The organism is Phytopseudomonas daroniae (genome assembly GCF_004327285.1).
GTDB lineage: Bacteria > Pseudomonadota > Gammaproteobacteria > Pseudomonadales > Pseudomonadaceae > Aquipseudomonas > Aquipseudomonas daroniae.
In genome coordinates, this window is record NZ_QJUI01000024.1 from 46,635 (window position 1) to 64,291 (window position 17,657).

A 17,657-nucleotide genomic window follows, 5' to 3' on the forward strand; every position below is an offset into this window, starting at 1 on the left:
TGCTGGTGCTGATGATCGTCAGACCAGTGCGTCACCGACATGCAGGATCTTCATGCCGTTGGTGCCACCGATGGTGTGGTAGCTGTCGCCCTTGGTCAGAATGACCCAGTCACCTTTTTCGACCAGGCCACGCTTGAGCAGCTCGTCCACCGCTGCCTGGCTGACTTCGCCTGGTGGCAGTGCTGCCGGATCGAAGGGGATAGTGTACACGCCGCGGAACATCGCGGAGCGCGCCTGGGTGTCACGGTGCGGGGAGAACGAGTAGATCGGTACCGAGGAGCGGATACGCGACATGATCAGCGGTGTGTAACCACTTTCGGTGAGGGCGATGATGGCCTTCACGCCCGGGAAGTGGTTGGCCGTGTACATGGCAGCCAGGGCGATGCTCTCGTCGCAACGCTCGAAGGTCTTGCCGATACGGTGGCTGGAGCTCTTGCCGGTAGGGTGACGCTCTGCGCCGAGGCAGATGCGCGCCATGGCCTGCACGGCTTCCAGCGGATAGGCGCCAGCGGCGCTTTCTGCCGAAAGCATGACCGCGTCGGTGTAGTCGAGTACGGCGTTGGCCACGTCGGACACTTCGGCACGGGTCGGCATCGGGTTCTGGATCATCGACTCCATCATCTGGGTCGCAACGATCACTGCCTTGTTGTGGCGGCGTGCGTGCAGAATGATCTTCTTCTGAATACCTACCAGCTCGGCGTCGCCGATTTCCACACCCAGGTCGCCACGGGCAACCATCACCACATCGCTGGCCTTGATCAGGCCGTCCAGGGTTTCGTCATTCGCGACCGCTTCGGCGCGTTCGATCTTGGCGACCAGCCACGCCTTGCCGCCGGATTCGTCACGCAGCTGGCGAGCGTATTCCATGTCCGCAGCGTCGCGTGGGAAGGATACGGCCAGGTAGTCCAGATCCATTTCTGCGGCGAGTTTGATGTCAGCCTTGTCTTTTTCAGTCAGGGCTGGCGCGGTCAGGCCACCGCCACGGCGGTTGATGCCTTTATGATCGGACAGCGGGCCGCCGATCAGCACCACGCAGTTGAGGGTGTCCGCGGTGGTGGTTTCGACACGCATGACCACCCGGCCATCGTCGAGCAGCAGTTCGTCACCGACGCCGCAATCCTTGACCAGATCCGGGTAGTCGATACCCACGACTTCCTGGTTGCCGTCAGTCAGCGGATGGCTGGTGGAGAAGGTGAAGCGATCACCGACCTTCAGCTCGATGCGCTTGTTGGCGAACTTGGCGATCCGGATCTTCGGACCTTGCAGGTCGCCCAGCAGGGCAACATGGCGACCGTGCTTGGCTGCGATGTCACGTACCAGCTTGGCCCGCGCCTTGTGATCTTCCGGCGAACCGTGGGAAAAGTTCAGGCGGGCAACATCCAGCCCAGCGAGAATCAGTTGTTCGAGTACTTCCGGTGAGTTGCTGGCTGGGCCGAGGGTGGCAACGATTTTGGTGCGGCGAGCGGTCATGCGCGGACTCCTGAGTTGAAGCAGACCGCGAGGCTACTACGCCGCAACGCTGTAGTCATTGTTCCTCTGCACTACTTTTCGGCAGGCAGCTTGATCACCAGCAGGTCGCAGTCCACCGATTCGAGCAGTCGCTCAGCGGTGTGGCCGATGAGAATGGTGTCCAGACGACCGCGGGCGATGGCACCCATCACCAGCAGGTCGATTTCGTGCTTGTGTACGAATCGCGGCAGCATGTTTTCCGGTGCACCTTCGAGCAGGTGGGCCGAGTCGGGCTCGATGTTGTGCTGGCGGATCAACTCATCGAAGGCCTTGTGATGCTGTTGCGCTTCGTCGGCAACGAACTGCTGGTAGGAGGCCAGCAGCTCGGCGTTGTTGAGCAGCGTCCGTGGCAGAGGTGCGTGGCAATGCACGAAGTTGGCACGCAGGCCGAGGGCGGAGGAGAGCGCCTGGCTGATGTTGATCAAGTAGTGATCCAAGGTCGCGGGTTTGTCGTCCTTGTGCAGGGGATCGACTGCCGTACACAGATTGCGTCCGCGCCATTCGGCGTGATGCACCAGCCACAGAGGGAACGGAGAATGGCGCATCAACTGCCAGCAGCTATCAGTGAGCAACAGACGGCGCAGCAGGTTGTTGTGGGCGGCGGATTTCAGTACCAGATCCGGTTGCAACTCGGCAGCCACTTCGAGCACCGTTTCGTGCAGGCGCTTGCCCCAGCGTACTTCCTGTTGTAGTGGCAGGCCTTCATCGCACAGCGGGGCCAGCAGCTCTTCCAGCCATTTGCCGCGCTGCTCCAGCAACGCCTCGCGAGCTTTGTTCTGCAGGCTGTTTTCGAGCAGGCTGCCATCCAGCGCGGCGCTATACTCCACCACCAGAATGTGCAACCGGGCCTGAGTTCCGCGTGCCAGCCAGGTGGCGCGCTCCAGGGCAGGATGGCTAGGTTGGTTGGCGTCGATCACGACCAGTAGCTTCTCGAGTTTCATGGGGTCGACCTCGCTGGGTAAGTTAAGCCGCATTGCATCCCATCGTTCGATGACATGCGTTGACCTGTGTCAGCGTAGAAGATCGAGCCCGCTCGTTCCGGCCCAGTCGTCATGTAACGCGATGCAGCATGTTGCCACTGTTCAGTTTTTCCGGGCTTCGCCGATACGTTGCTCATTGGAGGAGAAACTCATGCGTATTCTGTTGCTGCTGAGCTGTGTGCTGGTCATCTGCGGATGTACCCGCATGTCGCTCGATCATCATCTGAACAAGGCCTATCGCGCCTACGAACTGGGCGAGTGCGACGATGCGATACGCGAGTTGTCCCAGGCCGAGCGTGCGAGTCGTTCGCGCAGTTACATCCAGCCGGAAATTTCCCTGCTGCGTGGCCATTGCCTGGAACGGCAGAATCTGTACGTCGACGCGGCGCAGACCTATCAGTTCATCATCGGCCGCTACCCCACCAGTGAGTACGCGTTCCGTGCTCGGGCGCGGCTGGAAACCCTGCGTCAGCTCGGTCATCATGGTCTGCCGGAGCCCGCCAAGGTATCGCCTGCTGGAGCGCTTTGACGGCCTACACACGATCGAGCGGGGATTGCCGCGATGCGCGTCTGGATTGGTCTTCTTTTACTGCCTACGCTGGCCTTCGGGCAGGTTTATCGCTGGGTGGATGAGCAGGGCCAGGTGCATTACGGCCAACGGCCGCAAGCGACTGATGCCAAGGTCGTGGACATCCGCCCGCAGGTGATGGAGCGCGATGCCGCCACCCGGGAGCGAGAGCAGCGCAGCGAGCGCTTCTTTCAGGCCCGTCGTGAGGAGCAGGCCCAGGCCGCTCAGGTACGAAGACAGCAGCAAGCTGATAGAGCGAAGGAGTGCACGACACTGCGTAATCGTCTGGCCTCCATGCCCGAGGGGCGACGCTACTATCAGCCTGGCGACAATGGCGAGCGCCGCTATTACAGCGACCAGGAGCTGGATGCGGGGCGTGATTACCTGCGTAGCCAGTTATCCGAGCGGTGTAATTGAGGGCTGGTCAGCTCGATGCACTGCCGCCATACTTATCCGACACTCATAGCGCTTCGCCATTATGAATGCCAATCGCCATATAGAACGGCACCAGTTGCCGTACTACCTCAACGTTTTCAACGCCTTTACCGATAAACCAATCGGCCACTTGGGCAATGTCTCGTTGGATGGGTTGATGTTGATCAGCCAGTTGCCGGTGCTGGTAGGCGGCTGTTTCGACATGCGCCTGAAGATTCCTGGACAGAATGCCGTTCGGCATATCGACTTCAGTGCCACCTGCCTCTGGTGCCGAGAAGATGTCACGCCAGGCAGCTTCGACTCCGGTTTCGCCCTGACTGCACCGCCGACCGAATACGTCGAGATGGTCGAGGCCTTGCGCTACTACTTCAGCTTCCATCCGCTCGCCGCCTCGGTCTGATCATCGGCTGAACGTTCGCTGCAATCCTGTGTCTGTTTATACACGCGGCCCTAGTCTGCTCTGAGCCCCCAATCTCGGCTTTTCTCCATTCGCGTGTCAGCATTTGCTTACATGTGCTGTAAGCATTAGTGGCAGTTTGTCGCTGGGAAGCTGACGGGTTTTCTTCGTATTTTTTCAAGTTGCTGATATTAAAGGATTTTATATTTTTAGCCGGCGCAAATTTTAGGCCTGACGGAATATTCGTGCCGTTGTGATTAATCCCAGGGTCGCTAATATCTGAACCGTGCTTAGGGACAAGCGCAGGTTGTTAAGGAAAACGACCAGGACATCGCGGGATGCGATTCATCAGGATGATGAGCTGGGAATATCAGGGAATAGGGACAAAAGAGTGGGCGGGTAAAACCGCCCCTTTTTTCGTCTGCAGAAAAGTGCCTGGCTGCTGGCGCCCAGGTAGCGCCCATAAAAAATGGTCGGGAGCCATTTTTAACGTCGCTTGCGACGGCCCGAAGGGGGCCGCCAGGGATGGCAGGCCATAAAAAATGCCGCGACCCTTTCAGATAGCGGCATCCTTAGCGACGGTCTACGCCGTCGAGCCCTAAGCTTAGCGCTCCAGGTGCTGCAGCTTGTCTTTTACGCCATCCCACTCTTCGGCATCGGCCAGTGCGTCTTTGCGCTCGGTGATGTTCGGCCAGACTTCCGCCAGTTCGGCGTTCAGCTCGATATATTCCTGCATGCCATCCGGTATCTCGTCTTCGGAGAAAATGGCCTGCGCCGGGCACTCTGGCTCGCAGAGCGCGCAGTCGATGCATTCATCCGGGTGGATCACCAGGAAGTTCGGGCCTTCGTAGAAGCAGTCCACCGGACAGACTTCCACGCAGTCGGTGTACTTGCACTTGATGCAGTTGTCGGTGACGACGAAGGTCATTTCTAGTTTTCTCCTCGGGCTACGGCAGCGAGCCGCTCCTTGATTCAGCAGCTCTCAGGCTCGGAATAGGGCTGTCAGGCCAGGCTAAAGGCTGCAGCGCTTCCGGAGCGCGCGGGATTCTAACAGCTTGTTGGCTTTGGCGTTAGACTCGCGCTTTCCATGCATATAACAGTTCGAGCGCCTTGCGCGGGCTGAGATCGTCCGGATCGACCTTTTGCAGCTCTTCCAGCACGGGGTGCGGCAGGCTGGCGAACAGATCGCTCTGCAGGGGCGCGGCCGGTTGTCCCAGGCCTTCTGTCGGCAGGTTGTGGGGCAGGCTGGTGGTTTCCAGGCGCGCGAGGTGTTCGCGGGCGCGCAGTATTACCGTATCCGGGACACCCGCCAGTTGCGCTACAGCAAGGCCATAACTCTGGCTGGCCGGACCGGGCAGCACGTGGTGCAGGAAGACGATGCGCTCGTTGTGTTCGGTGGCATTGAGGTGCACGTTGGCGACCACGGGCTGGCTTTCCGGCAATACGGTCAGCTCGAAGTAGTGGGTGGCGAACAGCGTATAGGCACGCAGGTTGGCCAACTGCTCGGCAGCCGCCCAGGCCAGCGACAGGCCATCGAAGGTGCTGGTACCGCGACCCACTTCATCCATCAGCACCAGGCTGCGTTCGCTGGCGTTGTGCAGGATGTTGGCGGTTTCGCTCATTTCCACCATGAAGGTCGAGCGCCCGCCGGCCAGGTCATCGCTGGAACCGATCCGGGTAAAAATGCGGTCGACCATCGACAGCTCACAGCGCGCTGCAGGCACGAAGCTGCCGATATGGGCGAGCAACACGATCAGCGCGGTCTGGCGCATATACGTCGACTTACCGCCCATGTTCGGGCCGGTGATGATCAGCATGCGCGTGGCGTCATCGAGCTTCAGATCGTTGGCGACGAACGGCGTGGTCAACACCTGCTCCACCACCGGATGGCGGCCTTGCTCGATCAACATGCATGGCTCGTCGACGAAGCGCGGACGGTTGAAATCCAGGTTCAGCGCGCGTTCGGCCAGGTTGCTCAGCACATCCAGTTCGGCCAGCGCAGCGGCGCTGTCCTGCAATGGGCCGAGGTGGCCGATCAGCCTTTCCAGCAGTTCGTCGTACAGTTGTTTCTCGCGGGCGAGGGCGCGGCTCTTGGCCGACAGTGCCTTGTCTTCGAACGCTTTGAGCTCGGGTGTAATGAAGCGCTCGGCGCCTTTCAGCGTCTGGCGGCGGATGTAGTCGGCAGGGGCCGATTCGGCCTGCTTGCTCGGCAGCTCGATGAAATAGCCGTGTACGCGGTTGTAGCCAACCTTGAGATTGGCCAGGCCGGTGCGGGCTTTCTCCCGGGTCTCCAGATCCATCAGGTACTGGCCGGCATTCTCGCTCAGCGACTGCAGTTCGTCCAGCTCGGCGTCATAACCGGTCTTGAGCACGCCGCCATCGCGGATCACCGCCGGTGGATTGTCGATGATGGCCTTGGCCAGCAGCTCGGCCAGTTCCGGATAGGTGCTGACGGTGGTGGCCAGGGTGCCCAGATGCGGCGACTCCAGCTCGGCCATCGCACGTTGCAGTTCCGGCAGTGCGGCGAGGGCATCGCGCAGGCGGGCCAGATCCCGTGGGCGCGCGTTGCGCAGGCCGATCCGCGCGAGGATGCGCTCCAGGTCGCCGATTTCCTTGAGCTGTGGCTGCAGGTTTTCGAAGCGGTAGCGATCCAGCAGGCAGGCGATCGACTCCTGGCGCGCTTCCAGCACGGCGCGGTCACGCAGCGGGCGGTTCAGCCAGCGGCCGAGCAGGCGGCTGCCCATGGCGGTCTGGCTGCGATCCACAACGGACTGCAGGGTATTGTCGCGGCCGCCGGCCAGGTTGATATCCAGTTCCAGATTGCGGCGGCTGGCACCGTCGAGGATCACCGTGTCGTCGATGCGCTCGTGGCGCAGGCTGCGCAGGTGCGGCAGGGCTGTACGCTGGGTCTCCTTTGCGTAAGCCAGCAGGCAACCGGCAGCGCCAATGGCCAGGGTCAACGTCTCGCAACCGAATCCCTTGAGATCCTGGGTACCGAATTGCTGGCAAAGGCTCTTCTGGGCGGTATCGCGCTCGAAATCCCAGGGCGCGCGGCGACGCGAGCCGCGGCGTTTTTCGGCAGGCAAGCCTTGGGGCCAGTCATCGGGGATCAGCAGCTCGGCAGGGTTGAGGCGCTCGAGTTCGGCCAGCAGGTTTTCCCAGCCGCGGATTTCCATCACGCTGAAGCGTCCGCTGGTGATGTCCAGCACGGCCAGGCCGAACAGGCGCTCGTCCCCCAGCACGGCAGCCAGCAGGTTGTCGCGGTGTTCGTCGAGCAATGCCTCGTCGCTGACGGTGCCTGGAGTGATGATGCGCACCACCTGGCGTTCCACCGGGCCCTTGCTGGTGGCCGGGTCGCCGATCTGCTCGCAGATGACCACCGACTCACCGAGCTTGACCAGTTTGGCCAGATAGCCCTCGGCGGCGTGGTAAGGAATGCCGCACATCGGAATCGCCTGGCCGGCGGATTGGCCGCGGGCGGTCAGGGTGATGTCCAGAAGCTTGGCGGCTTTCTTCGCATCTTCGTAGAAGATTTCGTAGAAATCGCCCATGCGGTAGAACATCAGCTGATCGGGGTGCTGGTTCTTCAGTCTCCAGTATTGCTGCATCATGGGGGTGTGGGAACTGAGGTCGCTTTGGCTCATCGTGTCGAGTGTCCGGCTGAATAGCAAAACGTCTAGTGTACGGTATCGACCCCATTATCTTTAACCCCGGGGCGCAGATGAATCTCGATGATCAGCCCGTGATCAGGCTCGCCTGGCGCAGGCCATGGGTGAGGGCGTGGATTCTCGCTCGTTCTGAGGGTGCCTGTGTTCGGATTGAGCGGTTTCGAGGGCATTCGCGACGTTTGCAATACACGACAAGCATGGCGAAACTATTGCGCTCAAGGAGAACCATCTCTGATTCATAAAAGGAAACTTCGACATGCGCTTGCTGATTGCCCTGATCCTGCCGTGGCTGACATTTTTCACCATCGGTCGACCGATTGCAGGAATCATCTGCCTGATTCTTCAGATAACGCTGATTGGCTGGCTACCGGCGACGATATGGGCGGTGTATGCCTTGAGCCAATACAATACTGACAAGAAGATCGAAAAGGCCTTTGGCCAAAGAAATTGATCGCTGATGCGAGTGCTCAGCCTCTATTGAAGAGGCTGTTACACGAGCAGGAAATAGAGTAGCCAAAGCCGTGGAACTGAACGTTTCGCGGCTTTTTTGTTGCCTGCCATCCCTGGCAGCAACCCTGCGGGCCGTCGCGGAGCGACGTCAAAAATTGCTCCCGGCCATTTTTTGTTGGCGCAGGCAGGACACGTAGTTGTCTGTCGAAATGATCAGGATGCGCCTGTGGTGGTGGATGTGCTGATGTAGGGTAGTGAACCCTCTGGTTTATTTTGGAGAAACTCGTGAGCGCAGATGATTCATCCCCAACTCGCTTGGCCGCCCGCCTTGGTGAAACGCTGCTGGCGCAAGGTGCCCAGGTAACCACTGCCGAGTCCTGCACGGGCGGTGGGATTGCCGAAGCGATTACCCGCATTCCCGGCAGCTCGGCCTGGTTCGAAGCGGGTTTCGTTACCTACTCCAATGCCCAGAAAACTCGCCAGTTGGGCGTGCCCGAGGCGCTTTTCAGCACGGTGGGCGCGGTCAGTCGTGAGGTGGTCGAGGCCATGGTGCGTGGCGCCCAGATGCAGAGTGGTGCGCGCTATGCCACGGCGGTCAGCGGTGTGGCCGGCCCCGATGGCGGCAGCGCGGAAAAACCGGTCGGTACGGTGTGGATTGCCTGGGGGGATGGTGACCGCGTGTTCAGCAGGCGTTTCCAGTTTGCCGGCTCGCGTGACGCCGTGCGTCTGCAGACCGTGGAGGCGGCGCTGCATGGATTGTTGCGACTGCTGGCACAAGAAAATCCATCGGCGGGGTAGGCGAGTGACGAACCCTGTGGAATAATACTGTCTACTTATACAGTTATTGGCCGTCAGGCCCTTCTGATCACGTGAGGAATGTAATGGACGAGAATAAGAAGCGCGCGTTGGCGGCTGCACTGGGCCAGATCGAGAAACAGTTCGGCAAGGGCGCGGTCATGCGCATGGGCGATCATGATCGTCAGGCGATTCCCGCTATTTCCACCGGCTCTCTGGGCCTGGATATCGCGCTGGGCATTGGTGGCCTGCCGAAAGGTCGGATCGTCGAAATCTACGGTCCGGAATCCTCGGGCAAGACCACGCTGACCCTTTCGGTGATCGCCGAAGCGCAGCGCATGGGCGCCACCTGCGCCTTCGTCGATGCCGAGCACGCGCTGGATCCGGATTACGCTGGCAAGCTGGGCGTCAACGTCGACGACCTGCTGGTTTCGCAGCCTGATACCGGTGAGCAGGCTCTGGAAATCACCGACATGCTGGTGCGCTCCAACGCCATCGACGTGATCATCGTCGACTCCGTGGCAGCTCTGGTGCCCAAAGCGGAAATCGAAGGTGAAATGGGCGACATGCACGTCGGCCTGCAGGCTCGTCTGATGTCCCAGGCGCTGCGCAAGATCACCGGCAACATCAAGAACGCCAACTGCCTGGTGATCTTCATCAACCAGATCCGTATGAAGATCGGCGTGATGTTCGGCAGCCCGGAAACCACTACCGGCGGTAACGCCCTGAAGTTCTACGCTTCGGTTCGTCTCGACATCCGTCGTACCGGCGCTGTGAAGGAAGGCGATGAGGTAGTCGGCAGCGAAACCCGCGTCAAAGTAGTGAAGAACAAGGTGGCACCGCCTTTCCGTCAGGCCGAGTTCCAGATTCTCTACGGCAAGGGCATCTACCGTAACGGCGAGATCATCGATCTGGGCGTACAGCAGGGCTTGGTCGAGAAGTCGGGTGCCTGGTACAGCTATCAGGGCAACAAGATCGGTCAGGGCAAGGCCAACGCGGCCAAGTACCTGGAAGACAACCCGGAAGTGGGGCGTGCCATCGAAGGTCTGATCCGCGAGAAGTTGCTCGTCGTCAGCCCTACGGTCAAAGCCAATTCGGGTGCTGAGGTCGACGCTGAAGTCGACCTCTGATTCCAGTTAGTGGCCGTGATACTGGATAACCAGCAAGCGGTGCGCCATACCGCCATGGATTTGTTGGCGCGCCGCGAGCATGGCCGTGTCGAGCTGTCGCGCAAGCTGCGTCAGCGCGGGGCCAGTGATGAGCACATCGAGGCCGCCCTCGATCGCTTGAGCGAAGAAGGGCTGCTGTCCGAAGCACGTTATCTGGAAAGCTTCATCAGTTATCGGGCGCGCTCGGGTTTCGGCCCGCAGCGTATCCGTGACGATCTGTCCCAGCGTGGCCTGGCCCGTGCCGATATCGAACAGGCGCTGCGCGACAGCGGCATCGATTGGCGCGAAGGCCTGCAGGAAACCTGGCAACGCAAGTTTGCCGGGCAGCTACCGTCGGATGCTCGTGAGCGGGCCAGGCAGATGCGTTTTCTGGTTTATCGCGGATACCCAATGGATCTGGTCGGGCAGTTGATGCGCGGCGCCCTGGCGGACGACTGACCAGCCCCTTCTGCACCCTTCTTCGAAGTCACGCTCGCGCAGCGAATGATTCGGGGCGCGCTACAACCACCGTTTCGCACTCAAGCTCGCCAGTACCGTGGCTGATTGATCACGTCGAGCAATTCACGCAAACGCCCGGCACTACGTCCGCTGAACGCGAAGACTAGCCTTGGCAGGTCGCGCAATTTCGGCCCATCCGTTTCCATACTGCCGCTAGGTTGCTGCTGGATGTCGCCGCTTTTGCACAGATCACTGAAGTGCAGATTCAGGTACTCGAGCGCTTCGGCCGTCAGGGCATGCTGCATACGAATCACGAACTGATCCTTCAGCCAGCGGCTGGAGTGGAAGTTGGCGTAGAAACGGGCGATTTCCTCGGCTGCCTCCTCGACGTCATAAACCAGGCGCATCAGATTCATGTCACTGGCGAGGATGTAGCCATTGCTGTCGAGGTTCTGCTGGATGTAGTCGAGCAGTCCCTGCCAGAACGTGCCGCCGGGCTCGTCGAGCAGAATCACCGGTACCAGCGGGCTCTTGCCGGTCTGGATCAGCGTGATGACTTCCAGGGCTTCGTCCAGGGTACCGAAGCCACCGGGGCAGAGCACCAGGGCGTCGGCTTCCTTGACGAAGAACAGCTTGCGCAGAAAGAAGAAGTGGAACGACAGCAGGTTGTCGCTACCCTTCATGGTCGCGTTGGCCGATTGCTCGAAGGGCAGGGTGATGTTGAAGCCCAGGCTATTGTCATGGCCCGCTCCCTCATGAGCCGCCGCCATGATGCCGCCACCAGCCCCCGTGATCACCATCAGATCATGGCGCGCCAGCGTGGCGCCCAGATCGCGTGCCAACGCGTAAACCGGGTGACCGGGTTGCGTACGGGCCGAGCCGAACACGGTGACCTTGCGGCGGTGCCTGAAGCGTTCCAGCACACTGAAGGCACGCTCCAGCTCGCGCAGAGTCTGCAACATGATCTTGGCGTCCCAGCGATTGCGATCGGCCTGGGCCATGCGCGCCACGGTCGCGAGCATTTCCCGGTAAAGCGCGAGGTTGGGGCTGTTCGCTGGCGTTATCTGGGCGGCCAGCTCATCGAGGCTGTCCGCCAGTTCCGTGCCGGTGGTTTGCAGATGACGGGGACGGTGGGCGTTCGCATGATCATCCATTGCGCTTCTCCTTTTGCGTCAACGCGCCCTTGGTTACCTGTGCCGGGGGCTTCAAACCGTCTCGCTGTGTGCTTGGCTTACAGCCGGCAATCAGCCTTGCCGAACCGTTCAGTGGTGACTGGACGATTGCTCTGGATCTCACTGAATTCATAGCGAAGTACCGCGCCACTGACCAGCAGCTTTCGAAACCCCGGGTTGCTGCACACGCTATTGGTCAACTGCGCGCGCACGGTGTCCGGGTTGCCACGCATCTGCGAGGCGTGCCCTGGGCGGACGCTCAGGTGATTGATCAACTCGTTGCCTTCGACGGTGTAGCCCTGATCAAGGATATCTTCGTTGATGGCGCGTGGTGTGCCGACACTGCTTTCGCGCGCTACTTTTTCCAGCGTTTGCGTCAGCTCATGGCCTTTTAGCGAGGCAGCGTGCGCCGTCGGCAAAAACAGGCTGATGAGGAGGACGGAAAGGGCGAAACGCTGCATGGGCTGACTCCTGAAGACGGTGAGCGGTTATAGACCCGGTTCGTCTCTTTATGTTCGTTTTGGCGAAAGGCATCGACGGGCAGTGGGGATGTTACCAACCCCGGGCGTTGCATGGAGATTACCAGCGGCAAACCGCTCTTTTAGTTCGAGATGCAGCTAGCGCAATTGATAGACTACGCGCCCTTCGTTGCACGACCCCCTGGCGGCTATGTCCTTTTCTTTCGTCTGTCTAACGTCTCCGGCCTGGCAAGGCGCACGTTCATGAGCCACGCCGTTGCCGCACTGCGCGCCGCGCGCCTGGCCCGCAGCGTCAAGCCATTCCTGGCTAGAGGTTCGCGGGCCGAGCGCTGCCCGGCTTGTCGCCTGGCCCGCAGTCATTGCCTATGCGCCTGGCGCCCACTGGTGTCGGCGAACGCTGGGGTGTGCCTGCTGATGCACGACGTCGAGGCGTTGAAGCCAAGCAACACCGGCTGGCTGATTGCCGATGTGGTGGAGGATACCTCGGCCTTCGGCTGGTCGCGTACCGAGGTCGATCCGTTACTGCCCGCGTTGCTGGGCGAGCCCCAGTGGCAACCGTACCTGGTATTTCCCGGCGAATACGCCGAGGCGCAGCGCGTGGTGACTTCCGTGGAGGTAGGCGCGGGCAAGCGGCCGCTGTTCGTGATGCTCGATGCGACCTGGACACAGGCACGCAAGATGTTTCGCAAGAGCCCGTACCTGGATCAGTTACCGGTGCTCAGCCTGCAGCCGGAGGCGCTGTCACGCTACCGATTGCGACGCTCCAAGCGCGATGATCACCTGTGCACTGCCGAAGTCGCGGCGCTATGTCTGGAACTGGCTGGTGATGAGCGCGCCGCCGATGCGTTGAATGCCTATCTCGATGTATTCAGTGAGCATTACCTGGCTTCCAAGGCGCCGCGCGCCGTGAACCTGGAAAATGAGCTGCACCAGCGTCTCAAGGCCTTTCTGTAATTAATGGCGGTTTTGGCCAGAGCTGGGCCAGCAGCATACCGCCGAACATCAGTGCACAACCGAAATAGCCCCGCGCTGACAGGGATTCGCCCAGCAGCAGGGCACCGGCGATGGCGGCGAACACCGCCTCCAGGGAGAGGATGATCGCGGCGTGGGAGGCGATGGCGTGTTTCTGCGCCACCACCTGCAAGGTGAAGCCCACCGCGACGCCAAATATGCCGCCATAGAGAATCGCTGGCAGGGCCTGGATGATGTCGGCATCCGGCAGGTCTTCGAAGACCAGGGCCAGCGCCAGGCTGATGAGTGCGCAGGTGACGAATTGCACCAGCGCCAGCAGTAGCGCATCGTGACGTGCGGCGAAGACACCCACCAGCAGTACATGCACGCCCCAGACGAACGCGCCGGCCAGTTGTAGCCAGTCACCGGAGGCGACCTGAAAGCCCTCACCGACGCTCAGCAGGAACATGCCGACCACGGCCAGCGAGGCCCCCAGCCAGATGCCCATTCCGGTATTGTGGCCCAGTAGCAGCCCGAGCAGTGGCACCACGATCACGTACAGGCCAGTGATGAAGCCCGAGTTGGTGACACTGGTGAACAGCAGGCCGACCTGCTGCAGATTGATGCCCAGCGCCAGAACCGCGCCCATCAGGCAACCGCCGAGCAGCAATGGGCGGCTCAAAGGCGAGGCAGGGTGCGTGCTGCGTCGGCGTAGCAGCATCAGCAGCGGTAACAGCACGATGATGGCCAGAGCGAAGCGCAGGCCGCTGTAGAGAAACGGGCCGATGGCATCCATCCCCAGGCGCTGGGCGACGAACGAAGACCCCCAGATCATGGCGGTCAGCAACATCAGCAGATCGGCGCGCAGCGCTTGGTTGGGCATCATCGGGCTCCTGGCGAGAAGGGCGCAGACTTTGCCGCAAAGCTTCGTGCTTGACCACCCCGCCCGCGCTGGGCATTCTGGTGGGTGCCGTACGCCACGCTGTAATCTGCGATACGGCCTGCCTATAAAAAGAACAGGATCTGCCATGGTCGCTTACGAAATCCTGATAGCTGATGATCACCCCCTGTTTCGCAGCGCGCTGCAACAGGCCCTGACAATGGGCCTCGGGGCTGGCGTGCGACTGGTCGAAGTGGCCAGCATCGCCGAACTTGAAGCCCGGCTGGCCGAAAAGACCGATTGGGATCTGGTGCTGCTCGACCTCAATATGCCCGGAGCCTATGGATTTTCCGGGCTGGTGCTGCTGCGTGGGCAATACCCGCAGATTCCCGTGATGATGATCTCTGCCCAGGAAGAGGCCGCCGTCGTGGTGCGCTCCCGTGAGTTCGGTGCCAGTGGTTTCATTCCCAAGTCCAGCTCGCTGGAAGTGATCCAGCAGGCCGTGCGCCAGGTGCTCGACGGCGAGGTCTGGTGGCCGCCGCAGAGCGAGGAAGCCATCAGCCTGTCTGCCGAGGCGAAGGCCGCCAGTGCCGGCCTGGCCAGCCTGACGCCGCAGCAGTTCCGTGTACTGACCATGGTCTGTGAAGGGTTGCTGAACAAGCAGATCGCATACGAACTGAGCGTTTCCGAGGCCACGGTAAAAGCCCATGTAACGGCGATCTTCCGCAAGCTTGGCGTGCGCACTCGTACCCAGGCGGCGTTGCTGCTGCAGCAGTTGGAGTCCGTGCCGGCCGCCTGATGGTGGTCTTTGGCAACCGATTGTGCGGGATTTTTTTCGGCCTCTGGCGTACCCTGCCGGCCTTTTCCGTCTCGCGGTTCGCTGTCTATGTCGCCATTCAAAGGACAAACCGGGTTCAAGCGCATTCTCAACGCCGCCGGCTATTCGCTGGATGGTCTGCGTGCCGCCTTCGTTGGCGAAGCGGCGTTCCGCCAGTTGGTGTTGCTCAACGTTGTGCTGATCCCCCTGGCGCTGCTGCTCGACGTCAGCCGGGGCGAGCGTGCCGTGATGGTTGCCGTTTGCCTGCTGGCGCTGATCGTCGAGTTGCTCAACTCAGCCGTCGAGGCAGCCATCGACCGCATCTCCCTCGACCTGCACCCATTGTCCAAGAGCGCCAAGGACATGGGCAGCGCTGCCCAGCTGGTATCGTTGACGCTGATCGCCAGCGTTTGGGGCCTTGTTCTGTTGGGCTAGGGTCTGTTGCCGTTTCACGCACGGCCGCGCCGGAGCCCGTTTTGCCGCGAGGCAAGGCACGAGCCGCGAAGTTTAGTGGGCTAAATGAGCCGGCGAGAAACGCAGCATCGCGGCAAAACGGGCCCGGCCCTGCGGGTTGCGCGGGAAATCTCGCCATGCGTCGTTGGAGGACTTGAAAAGGGAATGCCATTCCCTGCGTCCTCCGCCTAGCCTGGCGAGATTTCTCGCGGCAACGCGGCTCGCGTTGAAACGGCAACAGACCCTAGCGTACTTCTGGTAGTACGATCTCGTCGCTACGGTGGATACCTGCCGTCAGCGCGCGGCACATGTCGAGGAACTCGCGCATGGCAGCGGTTTGGTACTTCTGCCGATGCCAGATGAAATAGAATTGTCGGCGCAGATCGAGATCCGGAGTTTCCACTGGCACCAGGCTGCCGCGACGGAAGGCGTCGCGCAGTGCCAGGCGCGAGATGCAGCTGATGCCCAGGCCGGACTCCACGGCGCGCTTGATCGCCTCGGTATGCTCAAGCTCCAGGCGAATGTTCAAGGCGTCTGAGTGGTGACGCATGGCCTGATCGAATGTCAGGCGAGTGCCGGAACCCTGTTCGCGAAGAATCCAGGCCTCGCCGCTGAGCTCCCTGATGCCGGCGTGGCCTCGCTGGGCAAGGGGGTGCTGGGGGGCGCAGAAGACCACCAGCTCGTCTTCCACCCAGCTCTGCACCTCGATATCCGGGTGATTGCAGTCGCCTTCGATTAGACCCAGGTCAATTTCGTAATGCGCGACCTGCTGCACGATATGCGCGGTGTTCTGCACGTGCAGTTTTACCTGGCTTTCGGGGTGCACCTTCATGAAACCGCCGATCAGCAGGGTCGCCAGGTAATTGCCGATGGTCAGGGTCGCGCCCACTGCCAGCGAGCCGAAACCTGATTTGCCGTTGAGCAGGTCTTCGATTTCCTTAGCTTGATCCAGCAGCGCGACCGCCTGGGGCAGCAGCTGGCGACCCAGGGCGTTGAGGCTCAGGCGCTTGCCGGCACGGTCGAACAACTGGCAGCTCGATTGCCGTTCCAGCTCGGTAATCGAGGTGCTGGCTGCCGATTGAGACAGGGCGAGGAGGGTAGCGGCTCTGGATACGCTCTCCTGCTGGGCGACGGCGACGAATACTTGGAGCTGACGGAGAGTAAATCGCATATCTATATAACCGATAACCTATATCTTGATAATTCATTTAACAGATATTGTGGCCGCGATTAGAATGCCGCGCAATTGCGCTTAAGAATCAGCGCGTCTGAAGTTTTTAGGAGCCCGTACATGAGCAACATGAACCACGAACGCGTTCTCAGTGTTCACCACTGGAATGACACGCTGTTCAGCTTCAAGTGTACCCGCGATCCGGGCCTGCGCTTCGAGAATGGCCAGTTCGTGATGATCGGCCTGCAGCAGGAAAGCGGTCGTCCGCTCATGCGCGCCTATTCCATTGCCAGCCCCAACTGGGAAGAGCATCTGGAGTTCTTCAGCATCAAGGTACCGGACGGCCCACTGACCTCGCAATTGCAGCACCTCAAGGAAGGTGACGAAGTCATCATCAGCAAGAAGCCCACCGGCACGCTGGTACTGGATGACCTGAACCCAGGCAAGCACCTGTACCTGCTCAGCACCGGTACCGGCTTGGCGCCGTTCATGAGTGTGATTCAGGATCCGGAAACCTATGAGCGTTTCGAGAAGGTGATCCTGGTTCACGGTGTACGCTACGTCAACGAAGTGGCTTACCGTGAGTTCATCACCGAGCACCTGCCGCAGAACGAATTCTTCGGCGACGCGCTGAAGGAAAAGCTGATCTATTACCCCACCGTGACTCGTGAACCGTTCGAGAATCAGGGCCGCCTGACCGACCTGATGCGTAGCGGCAAGCTGTTCGCGGACATCGGCCTACCACCGATCAACCCGCAGGACGACCGCGCGATGATCTGCGGTAGCCCGAGCATGCTCGATGAAACCAGCGAAGTGCTCGACAGCTTCGGCCTGAAAATCTCCGCCCGTATGCGTGAGCCGGGTGACTATCTGATCGAGCGCGCTTTCGTCGAGAAGTGAGTTAGGAGCAGCTACGCGTCGGCCCTGCGGCGTTGAAAGCAAACTCAACAAGCCGCTTGCGGCTAACGCGCTTCAGCGCGGCCCGTAGGGCGAGTGAAGCGAGTAATGCTCATGTACAAAAGTACAGTCGCCCGCGACCCCGGCCGCTTTTTCGTTTGCTTTTGTGGGGGCGCCTAGCCCTTGCATGGCTCTAGCTCGCAAGCTCCTCGATTCAGTGTCCAAAAATCTGGAGCGCCTAAAGGCGTTCCGGATTTTTTATGCCTCTAATATTTAATTTGAGCACAAAAAACGGGAGCCTTGCAGACTGTGTGAAAACCTAGCAGTCTGAAGGCGAGTTGAAGACAATGCCTCTATCGGTTGATAGGGGCATTGTCGTTTATGGGCTATATCCAGGGCGAAGGTCGCGAGCAAAGCAGCCTGTTTCC

At 60.6% G+C, this 17,657-nt stretch carries 19 protein-coding genes; 11 read left to right on the plus strand and 8 right to left on the minus strand.

Annotation, left to right across the window (positions count from 1 at the left end; translation table 11 throughout):
• Positions 1–18 precede the first annotated feature (18 nt).
• Together pyk and DNK06_RS21760 are read right to left on the minus strand one after the other, a co-directional pair.
• Entirely contained in the window at positions 19–1,470 is a 1,452-nt protein-coding gene (gene pyk, locus DNK06_RS21755; RefSeq protein ID WP_131182084.1) for a pyruvate kinase, read from the minus strand.
• 71 nt (positions 1,471–1,541) lie between these two features.
• On the minus strand, positions 1,542–2,450 hold the full coding sequence (locus tag DNK06_RS21760) for a universal stress protein (protein ID WP_131182085.1): 909 nt from the start codon (positions 2,448–2,450) through the stop codon (positions 1,542–1,544).
• A gap of 190 nt (positions 2,451–2,640) precedes the next feature.
• Here DNK06_RS21760 and DNK06_RS21765 point away from each other — a divergent pair, with 190 nt between their 5' ends.
• The 3 genes from DNK06_RS21765 (at position 2,641) to DNK06_RS21775 (ending at position 3,892) form a co-directional block, all read left to right on the plus strand.
• Complete coding sequence (locus DNK06_RS21765) at positions 2,641–3,018, plus strand: tetratricopeptide repeat protein (RefSeq protein WP_131182086.1); 378 nt, start codon at positions 2,641–2,643, stop codon at positions 3,016–3,018.
• A 33-nt stretch (positions 3,019–3,051) separates the two neighbouring features.
• The gene (locus DNK06_RS21770) at positions 3,052–3,474 is read left to right on the plus strand and encodes a DUF4124 domain-containing protein (protein ID WP_131182087.1); all 423 of its coding nucleotides are present in this window, start codon (positions 3,052–3,054) and stop codon (positions 3,472–3,474) included.
• 61 nt (positions 3,475–3,535) lie between these two features.
• Entirely contained in the window at positions 3,536–3,892 is a 357-nt protein-coding gene (locus tag DNK06_RS21775) for a PilZ domain-containing protein (protein WP_131182088.1), read from the plus strand.
• Between the two features lie 601 nt (positions 3,893–4,493).
• On the opposite strand, the gene fdxA is transcribed toward DNK06_RS21775, so the two are convergent.
• Both fdxA and mutS read right to left on the minus strand, forming a co-directional pair.
• The gene (gene fdxA, locus DNK06_RS21785; protein WP_131182090.1) at positions 4,494–4,817 is read right to left on the minus strand and encodes a ferredoxin FdxA; all 324 of its coding nucleotides are present in this window, start codon (positions 4,815–4,817) and stop codon (positions 4,494–4,496) included.
• Between the two features lie 142 nt (positions 4,818–4,959).
• Positions 4,960–7,533 carry a DNA mismatch repair protein MutS gene (gene mutS, locus DNK06_RS21790; RefSeq protein WP_131182091.1) on the minus strand — a complete coding sequence of 858 codons (2,574 nt, stop codon included), beginning with the start codon at positions 7,531–7,533 and terminating at the stop codon, positions 4,960–4,962.
• Between the two features lie 280 nt (positions 7,534–7,813).
• On the opposite strand from mutS, the gene DNK06_RS21795 reads away from it, so the two are divergent.
• The 4 genes from DNK06_RS21795 (at position 7,814) to recX (ending at position 10,409) form a co-directional block, all read left to right on the plus strand.
• Entirely contained in the window at positions 7,814–8,008 is a 195-nt protein-coding gene (locus DNK06_RS21795) for a YqaE/Pmp3 family membrane protein (RefSeq protein ID WP_131182092.1), read from the plus strand.
• A gap of 284 nt (positions 8,009–8,292) precedes the next feature.
• Positions 8,293–8,805, plus strand: coding sequence for a CinA family protein (locus tag DNK06_RS21800; RefSeq protein ID WP_131182093.1), 513 nt, complete (start codon positions 8,293–8,295; stop codon positions 8,803–8,805).
• Positions 8,806–8,888: 83 nt separating this feature from the next.
• Positions 8,889–9,932 carry a recombinase RecA gene (recA, locus tag DNK06_RS21805; RefSeq protein ID WP_131182094.1) on the plus strand — a complete coding sequence of 348 codons (1,044 nt, stop codon included), beginning with the start codon at positions 8,889–8,891 and terminating at the stop codon, positions 9,930–9,932.
• 9 nt (positions 9,933–9,941) lie between these two features.
• Positions 9,942–10,409 carry a recombination regulator RecX gene (gene recX, locus DNK06_RS21810; protein ID WP_131182095.1) on the plus strand — a complete coding sequence of 156 codons (468 nt, stop codon included), beginning with the start codon at positions 9,942–9,944 and terminating at the stop codon, positions 10,407–10,409.
• An 80-nt stretch (positions 10,410–10,489) separates the two neighbouring features.
• On the opposite strand, the gene DNK06_RS21815 is transcribed toward recX, so the two are convergent.
• Both DNK06_RS21815 and DNK06_RS21820 read right to left on the minus strand, forming a co-directional pair.
• Positions 10,490–11,563, minus strand: coding sequence for an LOG family protein (locus DNK06_RS21815; RefSeq protein WP_131182096.1), 1,074 nt, complete (start codon positions 11,561–11,563; stop codon positions 10,490–10,492).
• Between the two features lie 77 nt (positions 11,564–11,640).
• Positions 11,641–12,042, minus strand: a complete 402-nt coding sequence (locus DNK06_RS21820; protein ID WP_131182097.1) for a quorum-sensing-regulated virulence factor family protein — start codon at positions 12,040–12,042, stop codon at positions 11,641–11,643.
• A gap of 261 nt (positions 12,043–12,303) precedes the next feature.
• Here DNK06_RS21820 and DNK06_RS21825 point away from each other — a divergent pair, with 261 nt between their 5' ends.
• Positions 12,304–13,014 carry a tRNA-uridine aminocarboxypropyltransferase gene (locus DNK06_RS21825; RefSeq protein ID WP_131182098.1) on the plus strand — a complete coding sequence of 237 codons (711 nt, stop codon included), beginning with the start codon at positions 12,304–12,306 and terminating at the stop codon, positions 13,012–13,014.
• On the opposite strand, the gene DNK06_RS21830 is transcribed toward DNK06_RS21825, so the two are convergent.
• A complete protein-coding gene (locus DNK06_RS21830; RefSeq protein ID WP_131182099.1) occupies positions 12,998–13,894 on the minus strand; it encodes a DMT family transporter in 897 nt (298 codons plus the stop codon). The two genes, DNK06_RS21825 and DNK06_RS21830, sit on opposite strands and share 17 nt — an antisense overlap.
• Before the next feature lie 145 nt (positions 13,895–14,039).
• Between DNK06_RS21830 and erdR the strand changes: the two genes are divergently transcribed.
• Positions 14,040–14,690 carry a response regulator transcription factor ErdR gene (gene erdR / locus DNK06_RS21835; protein ID WP_131182100.1) on the plus strand — a complete coding sequence of 217 codons (651 nt, stop codon included), beginning with the start codon at positions 14,040–14,042 and terminating at the stop codon, positions 14,688–14,690.
• An 87-nt stretch (positions 14,691–14,777) separates the two neighbouring features.
• On the plus strand, positions 14,778–15,143 hold the full coding sequence (locus tag DNK06_RS21840; RefSeq protein WP_131182101.1) for a diacylglycerol kinase: 366 nt from the start codon (positions 14,778–14,780) through the stop codon (positions 15,141–15,143).
• A gap of 262 nt (positions 15,144–15,405) precedes the next feature.
• On the opposite strand, the gene DNK06_RS21845 is transcribed toward DNK06_RS21840, so the two are convergent.
• Entirely contained in the window at positions 15,406–16,332 is a 927-nt protein-coding gene (locus DNK06_RS21845; RefSeq protein ID WP_131182102.1) for a LysR family transcriptional regulator, read from the minus strand.
• A 120-nt stretch (positions 16,333–16,452) separates the two neighbouring features.
• Between DNK06_RS21845 and fpr the strand changes: the two genes are divergently transcribed.
• Positions 16,453–17,232 (plus strand): ferredoxin-NADP reductase, encoded by a 780-nt coding sequence (gene fpr, locus DNK06_RS21850; RefSeq protein WP_070883857.1) that lies wholly within the window; start codon positions 16,453–16,455, stop codon positions 17,230–17,232.
• Positions 17,233–17,657: the final 425 nt, after the last annotated feature.

Coding starts and splice junctions, on each gene's coding strand:
- DNK06_RS21845 (WP_131182102.1), bottom strand. CDS start 16,332: ATGCGATTTACTCTCCGTCAGCTCCAAGTATTCGTCGCCGTCGCCCAG.
- mutS (WP_131182091.1), bottom strand. CDS start 7,533: ATGAGCCAAAGCGACCTCAGTTCCCACACCCCCATGATGCAGCAATAC.
- DNK06_RS21820 (WP_131182097.1), bottom strand. CDS start 12,042: ATGCAGCGTTTCGCCCTTTCCGTCCTCCTCATCAGCCTGTTTTTGCCG.
- DNK06_RS21815 (WP_131182096.1), bottom strand. CDS start 11,563: ATGGATGATCATGCGAACGCCCACCGTCCCCGTCATCTGCAAACCACC.
- recA (WP_131182094.1), top strand. CDS start 8,889: ATGGACGAGAATAAGAAGCGCGCGTTGGCGGCTGCACTGGGCCAGATC.
- DNK06_RS21765 (WP_131182086.1), top strand. CDS start 2,641: ATGCGTATTCTGTTGCTGCTGAGCTGTGTGCTGGTCATCTGCGGATGT.
- erdR (WP_131182100.1), top strand. CDS start 14,040: ATGGTCGCTTACGAAATCCTGATAGCTGATGATCACCCCCTGTTTCGC.
- DNK06_RS21825 (WP_131182098.1), top strand. CDS start 12,304: ATGAGCCACGCCGTTGCCGCACTGCGCGCCGCGCGCCTGGCCCGCAGC.
- fdxA (WP_131182090.1), bottom strand. CDS start 4,817: ATGACCTTCGTCGTCACCGACAACTGCATCAAGTGCAAGTACACCGAC.
- DNK06_RS21795 (WP_131182092.1), top strand. CDS start 7,814: ATGCGCTTGCTGATTGCCCTGATCCTGCCGTGGCTGACATTTTTCACC.
- DNK06_RS21840 (WP_131182101.1), top strand. CDS start 14,778: ATGTCGCCATTCAAAGGACAAACCGGGTTCAAGCGCATTCTCAACGCC.
- DNK06_RS21775 (WP_131182088.1), top strand. CDS start 3,536: ATGAATGCCAATCGCCATATAGAACGGCACCAGTTGCCGTACTACCTC.
- fpr (WP_070883857.1), top strand. CDS start 16,453: ATGAGCAACATGAACCACGAACGCGTTCTCAGTGTTCACCACTGGAAT.
- pyk (WP_131182084.1), bottom strand. CDS start 1,470: ATGACCGCTCGCCGCACCAAAATCGTTGCCACCCTCGGCCCAGCCAGC.
- DNK06_RS21760 (WP_131182085.1), bottom strand. CDS start 2,450: ATGAAACTCGAGAAGCTACTGGTCGTGATCGACGCCAACCAACCTAGC.
- DNK06_RS21830 (WP_131182099.1), bottom strand. CDS start 13,894: ATGCCCAACCAAGCGCTGCGCGCCGATCTGCTGATGTTGCTGACCGCC.
- DNK06_RS21770 (WP_131182087.1), top strand. CDS start 3,052: ATGCGCGTCTGGATTGGTCTTCTTTTACTGCCTACGCTGGCCTTCGGG.